The following is a 15,792-nucleotide window of genomic DNA, read 5'->3' as shown; positions in this document are numbered from 1 at the left end:
CTTCTAGGAAGCCAAGCCCCGCTACATGATCAAGCAAAGGAAAAAGCTGGAATTGAGCTGGAATTCACAAGAATTTACAAAGTTTAAGGAACCTGCTTGTATTCGCCAATGTCTTTGCTAGTAAATTCTCAGCTTTGGCTTGAGCTGAGAAGGAAGTGGGCATCTCTATCAAGATTTGGAGAATACAAATGAGAAGTAGGACTGCGTTTGGGCATTTTGGCTTTGCTACTTACGCCCCTTTGGGAGAGTGGTTCTCTTTCGGGTGTTGCCTTGGCTGAAGATCATCTTTTAGTGGCTCAGGCCCCGGAGCCAGCTAGGCAGCCTATGCCTTCTGTGCCTAGATCGATACCCTCCCCAGTTCCCATAGCTCCGGCAGAATCCTTAGAAACTGTAGATGAGCTATTCCGCCAGGTTCCTTTCCCCCCTTCGCCAAGACCTCTGCCTGGCCTTCCGTGCTCGAGACCCATGGTGTTGCGCTCAGTAACCCTCAGCGCTCCTCCGCCAAACCCTGCTTCCCCCCTGCAATCGGAGCTTCACCCCAACATTTGGACAACTCTCCAGGGCCCTTTCGGGACAGTCAACTGGGGAGAGCGCCAAGCCAATAAACTCTTTGCTCATACCTTCCAATGGAGCCCCCCTTGTAGAATAGGCTGCCGGATGGGAGGCACCCTTACGTTTACCTATCGCAATAACTTGCAGGCAACAAGTAACACAGCTCCTAATGCCGGGAACGACAGGTACTACCTATTCAACGGCGGGACTTCAACTCAAGCGGGGTTTTTGTATACTTTCTCAAGTCCGCCTACCCCAATTCCGCCTGGCCAAACCTTCACCAAAACTCTAACCCTCTCGCCGGCAGAGATTGCCAACAACCGAGTGACCTTAGTAGTTCAAGATGATACGGCGGTTTTGGAAGCTAAGCTAGAGCTTAGATACTGCTGCTGCGAATGCGAATTTCCCATTTGAAGTTGAGTGAAATTTGCCTTAGGGGGGACTTCCGTGCCCCCCTTTTCTTCAACTCCCCCTGGCTGCAGACCTCAAAGCTTACTCAGAAAGGATGGAAAAGCCTAACGGCGGGCCTGGGCAAAAATGGCTTGCAAAATCTCGTCGGCCCCCTGCCGTTTTAGCTTTTCTGCCAAAGCTACCCCCACCGCTTCCGGGTCGGCTACGGATCCCATTTGGCTGTCGCGGATGAGCCGCCGGCCATCCAGGTCGGCCACCATACCGGTTAGGTGCAGCTCCTCCCCTTGGACTTGGCTGTGAACGCCAATGGGCACTTGACACCCTCCTTCCAAAGCCCGCAAGAAGGCCCGCTCGGCCAAACAGCGCGCCGTCGCTTCCACATCCGCCAAGGGTCGGATAAGCTCCAGAATCCGCTCATCTCCCTGCCGGCACTCGATTCCCAGGGATCCCTGGCCAACCGCGTACAGAGACACGCCGGGATCCAGCACCTCGTGGATCCGGTCGGCTTTGCCCAGGCGCTTCAACCCGGCCACTGCCAAAATAAGGCCGTCGTACTCTCCCCTCTCCAGCTTGGCCAAGCGGGTGTTGAGGTTGCCCCGCACATCCTTAAAGTGCAAGTGGGGAAAGGCATGGCGCAGTTGGGCCAGCCGCCGCAGCGATGAAGTGCCGATCACCGTCCCCTCTGGCAGGGTGGCCAGTCGGTAATCCCGGAACTTTTCCCCCACCACCAAAGCGTCCAACGGATCCTCCCGCCGCGTGATCGCCCCCAACACCAAGCCCTCCGGCAGGCGAGTGGGCAAGTCTTTAAGGCTGTGTACCGCCAAGTCGCTGCTGCCGTTGAGCAGGCTAACCTCCAATTCCTTGGTAAAGAGACCTTTGTCTCCAATTTTGGCCAGGGCTACATCCAGGATGATGTCTCCCTGGGTGGAGAGAGTGTTGAGCTCCAGAGGTAATCCCGGATGGTGTTCTTGCAACTGACCCATCACCCACTGGGTCTGCACCAAAGCCAACTCGCTTTTTCGAGAGGCAATCCGCACCGGCTCGGTGATCCCAGCAGAGGGCTTGGAAGGGGTCGAGGCCCGTTCGCTCATGGCTGCCGCAAAAAAGAACACTGTCTCTCACGCTAGCCGAATCTGTGCCAGGGCAAGGCGGCGGCCTTTAAGATCCTTAACCAAAATTGCAGTTTCCCGAAATCAGGACTTTACCGCAGGGATCCCAGCCGGTAGGATAAGTAGATGGATTCTCCGGCTCGGCGGGGGAGGATCCGGTCTGTCAAGCTCCTCTTCCCCAACCCCAGAGCTTTTGAGGGGAGCTTTCTACAATGGGCACAAGCCCCTGGTTTGGTTGGTCGTCTGCCTGGATGAGTCTTATGGAAGAAAACAACGTCAGCAACGGCACTCAATTACTGCTCAAACGCAACATTCCCGTTAAGGTGGTGGTCACACCCCTTTGGAAAAAGGAAATGCAGGAGCAATTAGAGCGGCAGATCGAAGCCACCGATGCTCAGATGCAACAACTGGAGTTTCAGGGCAAGCGGGCTATTGCCGAACTGGAGAAACAGAGCCCCAACCCCAACAGCCCCCAAGTGCTCCAACAGGTGGAAGCGGTGAAAAGCCGCGTGAACGAGCAGAAAATCCGCCTCTTGGATCAGAAAAACCAATTGTTGCAGCAGATCAACCAACTGAGCACCCTGGAGCTTAACCAAGAAGTGCTGCAGGGCAATGTGGAGAGCTTCTTCCGAGTCCAAAAAGGAGACAACCTGATCCAGAAAATGCAGGTCGAGATCCTTCTGGAAGATGGGGTGATCAAAGAGATTCGCGGTAACCCATAGGCTACTCACCCCCTTGCCGGAGAAGCGGCAGTCGGGATCCCCAATTTTTCTCGCCTGTAGGTTCTCGAGAACTCCGTTTCGCCAACACAATGGGTGACAATAGGTAACAACCTCTTAACAGCCTTTGGGTTAACGCTCGCACAGGCTGGCGAGGTTGGGTAACATTGCCGGCCGGGGGAGGATTCCCATGTCTGAGTTCGTCTGGTCAGAGCCAGAGCCTCTCGAGGATCTTCATCTTCCCGATTGGTTGCTCACCTCGGCCCAGCGCCGCCGTCTCAAGGCTCTGCTGGTTCTGGCCATGGTGTGGGGGTTGGTCAGCCTGATGCATGTGGTGCCGACGGCCCGTTGGATCACCGTTGGTTTGGCCACGTTCATGGTGATCCACATTAGCCGCTTATTTCGCCTGCAACCGGCGACCTCCCTGCCCCCTCTGAGACTTCCTCCTGCCGCTGCGACCCGCCGGGATCCCAGGTCAACAGATAACAGCGATGACCCTAACAACAATGACTCTGTCCTGCCAATGCAACGGGATGGGCAGAGCGGGCTTTCTGAGTTGGGCGGGCTGGCCTTGCCCCGTGTGGCTGTGTTGATCCCAGCCAAGAATGAGAGCGCAGTGCTCCCACGGCTGTTGCACAGCTTGACCCAGCTCCGTTACCCCACCAGCCATCTGGAGCTCTGGGCCATCGACGACAACAGCAGCGATGCCACCCCTGAAGTTCTGCGGGAAGCCCAAAAGTGGATCCCCCATCTGCGGGTTTACCGGCGGCAGCCGGGGCGGGGCGGGGGTAAGTCCGGCGCCCTCAACGAGGTACTGCCCCTCACCCAAGGGGAGATCATCCTGGTCTGCGATGCCGATGCTGTGGTGCCTTCGGATTTTCTTGCCCGCACTCTGCCCTTGTTTGTTCAAGTGGGAAGCCTGCGCAGCCGTTTCAGCAGACGGACGGTAGGCGCTGTCCAGGTGCGCAAGGCCCTGAGCAACCCCAACGTCAACTTCTGGACTCTGGGGCAGGTGGCGGAAATGGCCTCCGACGCTTATTTTCAGCAGCAGCGCGTGGCCGTGAGGGGCATTGGCGAGCTACGCGGCAATGGCCAACTGGTGCGGCGAGATGTCTTGGAAAAGTGCGGCGGCTGGAATGAGAGCACCCTCACTGACGACCTGGATCTCACCTTCAAGCTGCACCTGGCGGGCGTAGATATCGCCTTTCTGACGGAGCCGGCCATCGTCGAAGAAGGGGTCACCTCTTGGAAAAGTCTCTGGCACCAGCGCTGCCGCTGGGCGGAAGGGGGCTACCAGCGCTATCTCGACTACTGGCCAGGGATCCTCGGTCGCCGCATGGGGATGGCCAAAACAGTAGATCTCTGGGCCTTCTTTATTTCTCAGTACTTGCTGCCGATGGCCTTGGTTCCCGACACCCTCTGGGTGCTGTTGGCGGGCCACTCCTCGGTGCTGCTCCCCTTGAACGCTCTGGTGATGGGCTGCCTGACGGTGGCTTTTTACCGGGGGCTACGCCAGGTGGAGGGCTTGCGCGGACGGCGACTTTGGTGGCACACCGCCCTGGGCTTGGTCTACATGCTCCACTGGCTGCCGGTTATGATCGCCACAACCGCTCGCATGTGTGTACAGCCCAAGCGCCTAAGGTGGGTGAAAACTGTTCATCACGGCGCTTGAGGTCAGCAAGTTGGATCCAATCCTGCTATCCTAGTCAAGCACCTGCTCACGCCCTGCTCGACCATGGCCCGCCTCTACTACGACACCGACGCCAACCTGGAGCCTTTGGCCGATAAAACCGTTGCCATCATCGGCTATGGCAGCCAAGGCCACGCCCACGCCCTCAATTTGCGCGATAGCGGTGTCCAGGTCATCGTTGGCCTTTACCCTGGCAGCCCTTCCTGGCCCAAAGCCGAGCAAGACGGCTTAATGGTCAAAACGGTGGCGGATGCTGCCGCTGCCGCCGATTGGGTAATGGTTTTGCTGCCCGATGAAGTGCAAAAGGCCGTTTTCCAGGGCGAAATCCGTCCCCACCTGCAGCCGGGGAACGTGCTCCTCTTTGCCCATGGCTTCAACATTCACTTCGGGCAGATCCAGCCGCCGGCAGACGTGGATGTCATCATGGTTGCCCCCAAAGGCCCTGGGCACTTGGTGCGGCGCACCTACCAAGCGGGGGAAGGGGTGCCCTGCCTGTTTGCCGTCTATCAAGATGCCTCGGGAATGGCACGGGAGCGGGCCATGGCCTATGCCAAAGCCATCGGTGGCACGCGGGCCGGCATTTTGGAAACCACCTTCCGGGAAGAGACCGAAACCGACCTCTTTGGCGAGCAGGTGGTGCTCTGCGGTGGGCTGACGGCTCTGATCAAAGCGGGGTTTGAAACCTTGGTGGAAGCGGGCTACCAGCCGGAACTGGCCTACTTCGAGTGCCTGCACGAGGTGAAGCTGATCGTGGATCTCATCGTCGAGGGCGGCCTGGAAAAAATGCGCCAGAGCATCTCCAACACGGCAGAATACGGCGACTACACCCGTGGCCCCCGCATCATTACGGAGCAAACCCGCGCCGAGATGAAACGCATCCTCGCCGAGATTCAAAGCGGCCAATTTGCCCGTGAATTTGTCTTGGAAAATCAGGCCGGCAAGCCAGGGCTTACTGCGATGCGGCGCCGCGAGGCCGAACACCCCATTGAACAGGTGGGCAGGGAGCTGCGGGCCATGTTTAGCTGGCTAAAGAAATAGGTCGGATATCTGGAGCTAAGTGTAGGCCGTCTCTGTGCTGGATCTGAAGCTGCTGCGGGATCGCCCTGAACAGGTACGCCAAGCCCTGCAAAACCGCCGGGCCACAGTCGATCTGGACGGGATCCTGCAGTTGGATCGGGAGCGGCGGCAGTTGGAGGCCCGCAAGGGATCCCTGCAGGCCGAAAGCAACAGCCTCGGCAAAAAAGTCGGCGAGATCCTCCGCCAGGGGGCGGATCCCCAAGGCCCCGAAGTGGCGGCCCTCCGGCAGCGGGGGGTGGATCTCAAGGCCGAGATTGCCCAACTGGAGCAGCAGGAACGGGAGCTGGAAGAGGAGATTCGTGCTCGGCTGCTTACCCTGCCCAATTTGCCCCTGCCCAGCGTGCCGGTTGGCCGAGATGAGGCCGACAATGTAGAGGTGCGCCGCTGGGGTGAGGAGCTAAAGCCGGCCCATCCTGTCCTTCCCCATGACGAGATTGCCGAAAAACTGGGGTTGCTGGAGATTGGCCGTGCGGTCAAAGTGGCCCAAAGCCGCTTTGTGGCTATGGTAGGGGCGGGCGCGGCCCTGGAACGGGCTTTGATTGCCATGATGCTGGAGCGCCACGTTGCAGCCGGCTACACCGAGGTGATCCCACCCTTTTTGGTCAACAGCGCCGCTTTGCAGGGGACGGGGCAGTTGCCCAAGTTTGCCGAAGACAGCTTTCGCTGTGCTGACGACGACCTGTGGCTGATCCCGACGGCGGAAGTTCCCCTTACCAATCTGTACCGGGATGAGGTAATCCCTGCGGAGTCCCTCCCTCTTTACTTCTGTGCTTACACCCCTTGTTTTCGCCGTGAGGCGGGCAGCTATGGCCGCGACACCAAGGGGCTGATCCGGTTGCACCAGTTTCAAAAAGTGGAGCTGGTCAAGGTCACTCGCCCAGATCAATCGGAAGCCGAACACGAGAAGCTGGTGCAGGATGCCGAGGCCATCTTACAGATGCTGGAGCTGCCCTACCGGGTGGTGGAGCTGTGTAGCGGCGATTTGGGCTTTGCGGCAGCCCGCTGCTTTGACTTGGAGGTGTGGTTCCCCTCCCAAAATCAATACCGCGAGATCTCCAGTTGCTCCAACTGCTGGGACTTTCAGGCCCGCCGTGCTAACCTGCGCTACAAAGAAGCCGGCCAGAAAGGCACCCAGTTTGTCCACACCCTGAACGGATCTGGCTTGGCGGTGGGGCGCTCTCTGGCTGCCCTGCTGGAAAATCACCAACAGCCGGATGGCTCGATTCGCATTCCCAAGGCGCTGCGTCCCTTTCTCAGCTCCCGGTTTCTCTCGGAAGACGGGATCCTCATTCCTGCTGCCTGAGCTCAAACTCAACCCAGTTTGATTGAGACTCGATTGAGACGCTCCTGCCCACCCGGCAGACGCCCTTATCTTTTCTGCAGTTTGGAAATGAATCAGCTTGACCTGCTCCTCGCTCTACAAGGATGAGGATCCCTAACACTTCACAGAGACGATCCACCTGACGGTAGCCTCAATCTTTAGGGTCATTTCAAGTTAGGTTGAGACACTTCCCAAGTGCTCTGCGGTACCGCTTCCGCTATGCAAAAGGGGAGAGGAGCTAGGAAGCAATGCATTCCTACCTTCCTGCCGGGCTGTCCTTCCGCTCAAGATTTGCCCTTGATGCGATCCAACTCAGCTTGCAATTCGGCGATCTTCTGGCGCAAACGGGCCGCTTCTGAAAGTTCGATGGCCGTGCCTGCCTCGCCCTCGGCATTGCTAATGTCGTCGATGGTGATCTTGCGGGGACCGGCAGTTTGTCTGTCTTCTCCCTTGCGGTTGGCGTTGGCGGCGATGGCATCCATGTAAGCCCGCGCCTCTTCAGCGGTCATCGCCCCCCGCTCCACCAGCTCGTCCACCAAAGCTTGCGCCTGCTTGCGCAACTCCATCAGACGGATACCCGCTTTGCTGGCCACCTTGGCAGCATTATCCGCCGCCACAGCCGCCAAACCCATGCCGAAGTAAAAGGCTTTTTGAGCCCAGTTGGCGAGGGGATTGTCTGTCTCGGACATTGCTAGGACAAGGGGGAGAAAGGCGAGAAGGGGAATGACCCAGCAGAGAGGAAAGTGGGGTAGCAAAGGGCGACCCGGGTTGACGCGCCTGCTCAGAGCATCCCGTGGTGCTGCTATCTTCCGATCCTGACACGGTTTGGGCGTCGGAGCTGCACGGACCCAGGTCTTTCAGTAGCCTAGCATTTTTCCGTTCTGCCCTGCTCGGCTTTCTTGGGCAACAGATGGATTGCTCAGGGGGCTAGGGAGTTTCAGGCGGCTCCAGATAAACAGGGATCCGTTCCACAGCCGTATCGTTGCGCTGCACTTCCTGTTCCTGAACTTGAGGAAGGGTTACCGGCAGGGTAACCGGTTGAGCAACAAAACAACTGGCCACGGGCAGCGCTTGCTCCAGTTCGTCCAGAGGGCGGGGGATCACTGCCACCGCGTGCAATTCCCCAATGCGCTCTGCTTCGTACATGCCGGCATCGATGGCAATGGCCACGTTGGCCACTGTACCGCGGATAATGGCCGTACATAGGCCATCCCCAATGGTCTCGTAGGCCGCCAGTTGGACATCCGCGGTTTTGAGCATGACATCGGCAGCTCCCACCATTGCCGGGAAGCCGCGAGTTTCCAGCAGGCCCACGGCCAAGTTACTGAGGCGGCTGTAGCCGCGGTTTTGTGCCAGTTGAGACAGCTTGCTGCTGATCGGCAGCACCACTTCCAAGTTGGGCAGGGGGCGCGGGATCACCAAACTGGAGATCTCCTCTTGCTCGAACTGGCGGGCCAGCTCAATTCCCTCCTCAATGGCAATGCGCACATCGGCAATTCCCCCCCGCACAATGGCTGTGCAATAGCCCCCCGAGGTTTTCTCAAAGCCGATCAGCGTCACGCCTGCCGACTTGGTCATAGCGTCGGCAATGCGCACGATGACCGGAAAGCTGCGCGTCTGAATCAGGCCCAGGGAGGTTGACATCGGCATCCTAACTACTCACGCCAGTTTAGCCATCAGATCCGGCTATCCCCAGAGGAGAGCACCTGTCGATGGGGATAAATCTTGCTCAAGAGGCGATCCAATTCCCAATGGCCAGGGATCCCATTGAGCTTATGGGTTTTGGTCTCTGGGGAGTCGGATTTTTCTTGGTGCCAACGGCGGGTTTGCTTTTCAACATTGGCCACCGGAGAACTGGGTGGGGGAGACGGCTCAGGCGACATCTCTGGAGCCATTTCCACTGCCGCCGGCGAGGGCTCTGCCGGGGTGAGCTTGCTGCCGCCCGCCTCCTGGAGATCGAAACCATAGGTGGGATCCCCGAGCAGCGAGCCGGGGGGAATGACTGCTTGGCTGAGCACCGAACAATTCAGCACCGTGGTTTCTGAGCCGATGCAGGCGTTTTTGCCGATGGTGCCCTGCCCGATCACCAGCACCCCCATTCCCAAGGTTGCTCCCGCCTCCACGATGAGGGATCCCCCACAGGCGTGCAGAACGGATCCCATGCCGATACACGCGCCGCGCCCGATGTGAATTCGACAGCCGGGGTTGGCCCGCAGCAGCACCCCTGCCCCAATCCCCGCCCCGGCTTCCACCTGTACCTCACCACTGACAAAATAGCGAGTTTCGTCGTTCTGGCCAGGCAAGGCGCGGAGCGTCATGGAGTTGGGCAAAGTAGAGGCCAACAAAGTGCTCCTCATCGCTGGGGGGTTGGGCTTGAACCAACAGAGGTCAAAAAAAGCTGGGATCCCTCAAGGGGTTTGGATGATCTGCTCCAGCACTCGCCGTTTGGCTTTTGGGTCAATACCCAGCAGGCGGACGTATTCGCCGCGATGTTCCTCCAGACAGGCTTCCAGAGCTGCCACCACTTGCGGCACTTGGGTGGCCTCGATGGGGCTACAGCTTTGCCAGGAAGACGTGCGAAAACGGCGCTTGTCCGCATGTTCGGTGCCGATGCGGTAGCCTTGGCTGAGCAACTGCTGCACCTGAGCCACCACCTCGGCGCTGAGGCGGGTGCCAGAAGGGGATCCCTTGGGGGCAGAAGCAGGAGCCGCGGCAGCAGCAGCAGATTTTCCGCTAGGGGTTTGGATGATGCGCTCATAGACCCGCCGTTTGCCTTTGGGATCGATCCCCAGCAGGCGCACATATTCTCCCTGGTGCTCCGCCAGGGCAGCCGTCAGCTTAGCCAACACCTCTGGCCCGCGGGTGGCGCGAATGGCCGGCCCACTCTGCCAGGAAGAGGTTTTGAAGCGGCGCTCGTCGGCATATTCGTAGCCGATGCGATAGCCCTGAGCCAGCAGCCGATGCACCTCCTCCTGCACCTCCAGATCCAGGCCGGCACTGCTCCCTGCCGCAGGAGCCGTATCTGCCACCACGCCGGTTCCTGCAGGACTGCTGCTCACCTGGCCTTGCGGGGTTTGAATGACCTTCTCCAGCACCCGCCGTTTGCCTTTGGGATCGATCCCCAACAGGCGCACATATTCTCCCTGGTGCTCTGCTAGGGCAGCCTGAACAGCGGCTAGAATCTCCTGCGGCTGACCGCTCAAATTGCCCAAGGTCTGCCAAGAAGAGGTGCGGTAGCGGCGGGCATCGGCCACCTCCAGGCCAATGCGATACCCCTGCGCCAACAGCGTTCGGATTTCTTCCTCTAGCCCTGAGCCAGACTGAGGGCCGGATGTGCCAGAACTCGGGGCAGCGGCTGCCGAGACGCGGCTGGGCATCCCAGAAACCAGCGCCGGCCCATCGGGGGTTTGGATGATTTGCTCCAGCACCCGCCGTTTGGCCTTGGGATCGATCCCCAGTAGGCGCACATATTCTCCCTGGTGCTCCGCCAGGATGGCCCCCAGCGATCGCACCACCTCCGCCTCGTGGGTGCTGGTGATTGGGCTTTCGCTTTGCCAGGAAGAGGTTTTGAAGCGGCGAGCATCGGCATACTCTAGCCCCACGCGATAGCCTTGGGCCAACAGGGCACGAATTTGCTCCACCACCTCCGGCTTGAGAGGGGATCCGCCGCCGTTCCGGCCATTGCCGCGATGGGAAGAATGAGTCATGGGTGCCGTCTCCGTAGCCGTTGAGTTAGAGGTGCGCTGCAGTTCGTTGCGGATGGGAGCGATACAGACGAGGTTTTCGCTGCACTGGTAGCCCTCTCGCAGGGCTTGGTTGATGCCGATCACGTGTTGGGCAAACTTGGCATCGCTATCCTGGACGTCGGGCAGCCGGTCGGCCTCGGCCTGGGTGGTGATGATGGATCCAGAAGGCACGTACTTGCCTGGGGGGATCTCCACATCCTGGATCAGGCAATGCAACATGATGATGCAGCCATCCCCAACCCGAGCGTTGAACACCGTCGAGCGGAAGCCAATAAAGCAGTCGTTGCCCACGTAGGCCGGCCCGTGGATCAGAGCCATGTGGGCAATGGAAGTGTTTCTGCCAATCCAAACGGAGTAGGGTTGGCCGTCTTCTCCTATCACCCGCCCCTGTTCCAGGCCGTGGATGACCACCCCATCCTGAATGTTGGATCTGGCGCCGATGTGGAAGGGGGATCCCTCGTCAGCGCGAATGGAAGTTCCCGGGGCGATCAGCACCTCCGCTTCCACCCGCACATCCCCAATGAGGTTGGAGAAAGAATGCACGTAGGCTGTGGGATCGATCTTGGGCTCCGCCAGTCGGCGAGACCAGGGCGTTGGCGGTGCAGCATAGGTGTGAGCAGGCATAACCGTGAGCCTCTAGAACGCAGTAGGGCGGACAAGGGCAGCAAGAGAGATGAGAAGGGAAGGGATCCCAGCTAGCGTTGATCGCGCTTGTTGTAGAGAGAGCGACCGCCAACGCTGACCGTATCGATAATCGCCATCACCACCGCATCCAGCGGGCGAGTCTGGTTTCCTTGCGGCTGGCGAGCGGCACTGCCTTGGCTAACCAGCACCCACTCGTCAATGCCGGCCCCCACCGGATCGGCAGCCACAGCGTAATCGGGTTGCGGCTGGCCCTCGAGATCGACGTACTGCACCAACAAAAACTTCACGCCCGTCAAGCTGGGATCCTTTTGAGTGCTGGTGACGGTGCCCCGCACAATGGCAATACGCATCAGGGACGGGTGAAGGGACGGATGGCATTTACCCCTTCGCGGAACTGAGCCACATCCTCGGTGTAGCGAATGGGCAACACGTACTCCAGGTTCTCGTGGGGACGGGCGATAATGTGCCAAGACAACAACTGGCCGCCGTTCACCCGCTTCACCGAGTCAATGCCGGCAGCCACCGAGGCTTGCACCTCCGAGACATCCCCCCGCACGATCACGGTGACCCGACCGCTGCTGATTTTCTCGTAACCCACCAGGGTAACGCGGGCTGCCTTGACCATGGCGTCGGCAGCTTCTACCACTGCCGGGAAGCCCAGGGTTTCGATCATTCCAACTGCAATAGCCATAGGTACTCCTTACGCTGAAAGTGAAAGTGGGGTGCGAACTTTCTGGGGTGCGAACTTTACTGAAGTGGGGACTAGGTGCGGAACTGCTCTACCGCCTCGGTATAGCGGATGGGCAACACAAACTCCAGGTTCTCGTGGGGACGGGCAATGATGTGGTGGGAGAGAATCTCACCCCCGCTCACTCGCTTGGCAGACTCCAAACCGGCAGCCACCGAGGCTTGCACCTCCGAGACATCCCCCCGCACGATCACGGTGACCCGACCGCTGCCGATTTTCTCGTAACCCACCAGGGTAACGCGGGCTGCCTTGACCATGGCGTCGGCAGCTTCTACCACTGCCGGGAACCCGCGGGTTTCGATCATTCCAACTGCAATAGGCATATCAACTCTCCACTTTTGAACACACTCAGTTCCTGAACGTTGTCGAACCCAGCAACAAGGCAAATTGATCTCGCTTGTTGGGTTCGCTCATGCAATCTCCTTTCGATTTCATCAGAGAGATCCTCTGCCCAAATCTCGATTGACAGCTTTTCCCGGCGACACCTACCCCAGCCACCAGAGACCCCCCTCTGAGGGGAGAAGGCTCTGCCCAGCCGCAGACCTCAGACTGAAGTCGGAAAAGGTTGTAGGAGCCATCAGGGTTAAGCGCAACTGTCACTCAGGCGGGCAAAGCTGCCAACTCTGAGCTAAGTCCACATCTTTCTTGTACAAAATCGATCATACAAAATTGACTAGGACAGCTCAGAGAAGGGATCCCCGACTTAACAAAATGATATCCCTATTTAATCCTGGACGAAAATCAATATTTTTAATTAGCACGATAGCTTTTTATTAAGAGAGGCAAAAATGTTGTCAGCTTAAAAATAATTCTTGATATCTTTTCAACTTTTGTCGTTATCGGCGCAGCGAGGGGGGCACTTCCAGGCCGTGGGCTTCCATGAGGTCGGCTCGGCCCATCAGGTGGGCCGGGGATCCCTGGGCCCAGATCCGCCCTTGATCCAACAGGATGACCTGATCGCACACCTCCAGGATCAGCTCCAGATCGTGGGAAGCCAGCAGAAAAGTGTGGGCGGCCTGTTGCAAAAAAACTATCAACCGGCGCCGGGCTCGCAAATCGAGGTTGGCCGTCGGCTCATCGTAGAGCACCAACTGGGGCTGCATCGCCAGGATCCCGGCAATGGCAACCATGCGCTTTTCCCCACCAGAGAGGTGATGGGGGGGACGATCGGCCAAATGGAGGGTGCCGGTCATCTGCAGGGCGGCCTGAACGGCAGCCGCAATCTCCGCCTCAGGACGGGCCAAATTGCGCAGTCCAAAGGCCACATCTTCGGCCACCGATGGGGCAAACAGTTGGTCGTTGGGATCCTGAAACACCAACCCCACCTCAGGGCGAAACTGGCCGGGCCGCAGCGGCTGGCCAAACAAACTCACCTGGCCAGAGCAGGGGGGCAACAGGCCGCAGAGGGTGAGGAACAGGGTAGTTTTACCCGCGCCATTGGGGCCGATCACCCCCAGATGTTGCCCAACCTCGACCCGCAGATCCAGCCCTTGCAGCACCGGCGGATGACCGGGATAAGCTGTCCACAATTGGTTCACCTCCACCGCCGGCACCGGGTTCATAGCAAAGCTAGGGCATCCGCACGTCTTTCCAGCGCTCCTGGGTGGCCGTGGGGGTAAGTTGCAAGGTGGGCACACTGGGGCTGGTGAGGTCAATCTGGACGATGTCGTCGGGCGTACACTCGCAGTAGCGGCGCAGATCCCGCATTTGGTTGAGGGTCTGAATTTGCAAGGGCAAGCGGTCGGAAATCGGCCCCAGGTAGACGTTGCCCAGCTCAGTATGCAGGGTAATTCCCGCTCCAGATTGCCAATCCACTGCCCTGATCTGAATTTCAGACTGCTGTAAAGCCCTGAGCAACAGCGCCCATTGCTCTGGGGTGTGGTTCTCCCAGCCCAGCAGCTCCAGCTCAGGCCAAGACGCGGGGGAACGGTAGGGATCCGGAGACAGCCAGTTGCCCTGGACATCCACCCAGCCCATCTGGTCGCCCCATCGCGCGCGCGCCACAGGTTGCCGTTCTCGCACCTGGACGATGACACCCACCGGCAGCAGCCGTCGCTGCACCTGGACGCTTTCGATGGGAGAGGGGCGGGTCGGGGATCCCAGCAAAGCCCTTTCCAAAACAGCCGGTTGCACCTGCCAAATGTTGAGGGGATACTGCAGGGGCAATTGTGCCCGTATCCAGGCGGGATCGACCCAGTGGGCACCCTTTACCTGAATCTGTTCTGGCTGACGAATTTGCCAGTGGGGCTGCCGTAGGCCCAGCACCAGCAGCGCCAAGAGGGTCATCGAACCGGTCAGGCGCCAGGATCCCTGCCAGAATCGGCTGCGCCGTTGCCGACGCAAAAGCTGCCTACGCTGCAGGATTTGTTCACGGTTGGGAGCAGCCAGGAGTGCCATGGATCCCCCTTCACCCCATCACGGGGTATGCAGATGGGAAGCATTCCCTGCTTCTACTCAACCCGCCATCTCCTGAACCTGATCCGCCCGCAGCCAAACCGTAGGGGTGGGAACAGCCCCAAACTTAATCTGCAGGTAGTCACCTTTGATATCCACGACTTCTCCGGGGGTCTCGAAAACGTAGTTGGGAATAAAAGGATCGCTTGCCTGCGCTTCTAAGCTACCCTCCAGTTTCTCGCGGATAGCCCGCACCAAGGTGCCTCGCTTGATTGCCATTGCTCCTCCTCAGTTCAGTCGCAGATTAGCCGGTTCGATAGCAGTTGTATCACGCCTGTCGCTGCTGCGAAGAGGAAAGCTGGGATCCAGCCTCTGGTTGGCTCTGACAGGGATCAACCTGAATTTGGCCTATTTGCGTCTCAGGCTGCGGGCCATATTGCGGAAGGTATCCATGTCCGATCCCCCCTGACGGCGTGGGCTTACTCCGCTGCTGCTTGAAGCGGAGGATCCCTGCTCAGAAGCAGTTTCAGGAGTTTTGGCTTGCTCTGTGGACAACTTAACTTTACCGAGGGAAGAGACCTGCTCCACCACCTCCACCTTCTCCTTACTGCCGAAATCCTGGAAGGTGTGCTTCACGATCCTGGGGGTGCGCATGTACTCGATGTTGCCAAGGGTTTTGGCTTCATCTGGGTCGAGAAAAAAAGTATTGTCGTTTTTCGCTTTCTTTGGGGTTGGCTTAGCAACAGTTTCCGGTGAGGACGTGGCCGCAGCTTTGCCGCGCGAGCCGAACAAGCGCTTGAAGATGCCTACCATGGTCGTTTTGCCTGCAATGGGAAGGAAGTTGAGCCGGATTCCTAGGCACTGATATTGGCCACCCGCCCTTGGCAAGGTGAGGGCCAGGCCCGGTCATGAAATAATGTTAAGCCAACTTAGAGCGCCGTGCCCCCTTGGCAGAAGGTTTTCTGGGCCAAGTGCTTGTGGCTGCTCTGACCAGTTTGAGTTCCCCTGCTCTCCGGCCTGCTGGGCGACTGTCCTCACCCCTTTTCCCAAAACGAGAGAGCTGACCTGGGAGGATTAGACCGCCTTACGGAAGCCATCATCCAGGGAATTGTTCAGAACTAGCTCTGTAGACTCCGCACGCAGTTTAATATGACCTGCAGGTTTTTCAGCCCTAAGGCTTTGGACGAACGGGATCCCTGCCCCACAGGAGCTGCATTGCGCATTGCTAAATACAATCACTTTAAGCACACTTTAAGCAGGAAGGAGACTTTTCCGTTGTGTTGCTTCCTAGGTCGTGTTGATCTTATGTTAGGATAGAGAGAATAATTTATAGAGGAAAGAGGATGAAGTTGGTTTTTTTAGATGAAAACAAATGGCAGA

At 58.6% G+C, this 15,792-nt stretch carries 16 protein-coding genes and 1 other RNA gene; 4 read left to right on the top strand and 13 right to left on the bottom strand.

Annotation, left to right across the window (positions count from 1 at the left end; translation table 11 throughout):
- Window positions 1–1,067: 1,067 nt before the first annotated feature.
- On the bottom strand, window positions 1,068–2,054 hold the full coding sequence (hemC, locus tag ACVWYY_RS10380; RefSeq protein WP_457403999.1) for a hydroxymethylbilane synthase: 987 nt from the start codon (window positions 2,052–2,054) through the stop codon (window positions 1,068–1,070).
- A gap of 278 nt (window positions 2,055–2,332) precedes the next feature.
- On the opposite strand from hemC, the gene ACVWYY_RS10375 reads away from it, so the two are divergent.
- From ACVWYY_RS10375 to serS, 4 genes are all read left to right on the top strand, one after another.
- Entirely contained in the window at window positions 2,333–2,794 is a 462-nt protein-coding gene (locus tag ACVWYY_RS10375; RefSeq protein ID WP_011433386.1) for a YlqD family protein, read from the top strand.
- Window positions 2,795–2,981: 187 nt separating this feature from the next.
- Window positions 2,982–4,463 carry a glycosyltransferase gene (locus ACVWYY_RS10370; RefSeq protein WP_457404000.1) on the top strand — a complete coding sequence of 494 codons (1,482 nt, stop codon included), beginning with the start codon at window positions 2,982–2,984 and terminating at the stop codon, window positions 4,461–4,463.
- A 63-nt stretch (window positions 4,464–4,526) separates the two neighbouring features.
- Window positions 4,527–5,519, top strand: coding sequence for a ketol-acid reductoisomerase (gene ilvC / locus ACVWYY_RS10365; protein WP_414388787.1), 993 nt, complete (start codon window positions 4,527–4,529; stop codon window positions 5,517–5,519).
- 34 nt (window positions 5,520–5,553) lie between these two features.
- The gene (gene serS / locus ACVWYY_RS10360) at window positions 5,554–6,861 is read left to right on the top strand and encodes a serine--tRNA ligase (RefSeq protein ID WP_457404001.1); all 1,308 of its coding nucleotides are present in this window, start codon (window positions 5,554–5,556) and stop codon (window positions 6,859–6,861) included.
- A gap of 302 nt (window positions 6,862–7,163) precedes the next feature.
- Here the strand turns inward: serS and ACVWYY_RS10355 are convergent, their stop codons facing one another.
- The 12 genes from ACVWYY_RS10355 to ACVWYY_RS10300 all read right to left on the bottom strand — a co-directional run bounded on the left by ACVWYY_RS10355 (window position 7,164) and on the right by ACVWYY_RS10300 (window position 15,225).
- Window positions 7,164–7,568 (bottom strand): hypothetical protein, encoded by a 405-nt coding sequence (locus tag ACVWYY_RS10355; RefSeq protein WP_457404002.1) that lies wholly within the window; start codon window positions 7,566–7,568, stop codon window positions 7,164–7,166.
- A 68-nt stretch (window positions 7,569–7,636) separates the two neighbouring features.
- Window positions 7,637–7,734: signal recognition particle sRNA small type (gene ffs / locus ACVWYY_RS10350), an RNA gene on the bottom strand.
- A 72-nt stretch (window positions 7,735–7,806) separates the two neighbouring features.
- Window positions 7,807–8,523 carry a carbon dioxide-concentrating mechanism protein CcmK gene (locus ACVWYY_RS10345; protein ID WP_457404012.1) on the bottom strand — a complete coding sequence of 239 codons (717 nt, stop codon included), beginning with the start codon at window positions 8,521–8,523 and terminating at the stop codon, window positions 7,807–7,809.
- A gap of 32 nt (window positions 8,524–8,555) precedes the next feature.
- A complete protein-coding gene (locus tag ACVWYY_RS10340; protein ID WP_457440458.1) occupies window positions 8,556–9,236 on the bottom strand; it encodes a hypothetical protein in 681 nt (226 codons plus the stop codon).
- 51 nt (window positions 9,237–9,287) lie between these two features.
- On the bottom strand, window positions 9,288–11,249 hold the full coding sequence (locus ACVWYY_RS10335; protein WP_457404004.1) for a ribulose bisphosphate carboxylase small subunit: 1,962 nt from the start codon (window positions 11,247–11,249) through the stop codon (window positions 9,288–9,290).
- 71 nt (window positions 11,250–11,320) lie between these two features.
- Entirely contained in the window at window positions 11,321–11,620 is a 300-nt protein-coding gene (locus ACVWYY_RS10330) for a EutN/CcmL family microcompartment protein (RefSeq protein ID WP_011433394.1), read from the bottom strand.
- A complete protein-coding gene (locus ACVWYY_RS10325; RefSeq protein ID WP_011433395.1) occupies window positions 11,620–11,961 on the bottom strand; it encodes a carbon dioxide-concentrating mechanism protein CcmK in 342 nt (113 codons plus the stop codon). The genes ACVWYY_RS10330 and ACVWYY_RS10325 overlap by 1 nt, the downstream gene beginning before the upstream one ends.
- A 71-nt stretch (window positions 11,962–12,032) precedes the next feature.
- A complete protein-coding gene (locus tag ACVWYY_RS10320) occupies window positions 12,033–12,341 on the bottom strand; it encodes a carbon dioxide-concentrating mechanism protein CcmK (RefSeq protein ID WP_011430450.1) in 309 nt (102 codons plus the stop codon).
- Window positions 12,342–12,854: 513 nt separating this feature from the next.
- Window positions 12,855–13,580: an energy-coupling factor ABC transporter ATP-binding protein gene (locus tag ACVWYY_RS10315; RefSeq protein ID WP_414343792.1), complete on the bottom strand. Its 726-nt coding sequence runs from the start codon at window positions 13,578–13,580 to the stop codon at window positions 12,855–12,857.
- Window positions 13,581–13,587: 7 nt separating this feature from the next.
- On the bottom strand, window positions 13,588–14,415 hold the full coding sequence (locus ACVWYY_RS10310) for a cell division protein FtsQ/DivIB (protein WP_414407269.1): 828 nt from the start codon (window positions 14,413–14,415) through the stop codon (window positions 13,588–13,590).
- Between the two features lie 57 nt (window positions 14,416–14,472).
- On the bottom strand, window positions 14,473–14,691 hold the full coding sequence (gene ndhO / locus ACVWYY_RS10305; protein WP_011433398.1) for an NAD(P)H-quinone oxidoreductase subunit O: 219 nt from the start codon (window positions 14,689–14,691) through the stop codon (window positions 14,473–14,475).
- A 129-nt stretch (window positions 14,692–14,820) separates the two neighbouring features.
- Window positions 14,821–15,225, bottom strand: coding sequence for a hypothetical protein (locus ACVWYY_RS10300; RefSeq protein WP_457440456.1), 405 nt, complete (start codon window positions 15,223–15,225; stop codon window positions 14,821–14,823).
- Window positions 15,226–15,792 lie beyond the last annotated feature (567 nt).

Source organism: Thermostichus sp. MS-CIW-34 (genome assembly GCF_054060435.1).
This window is presented reverse-complemented; position numbering and strand designations above follow the sequence as displayed.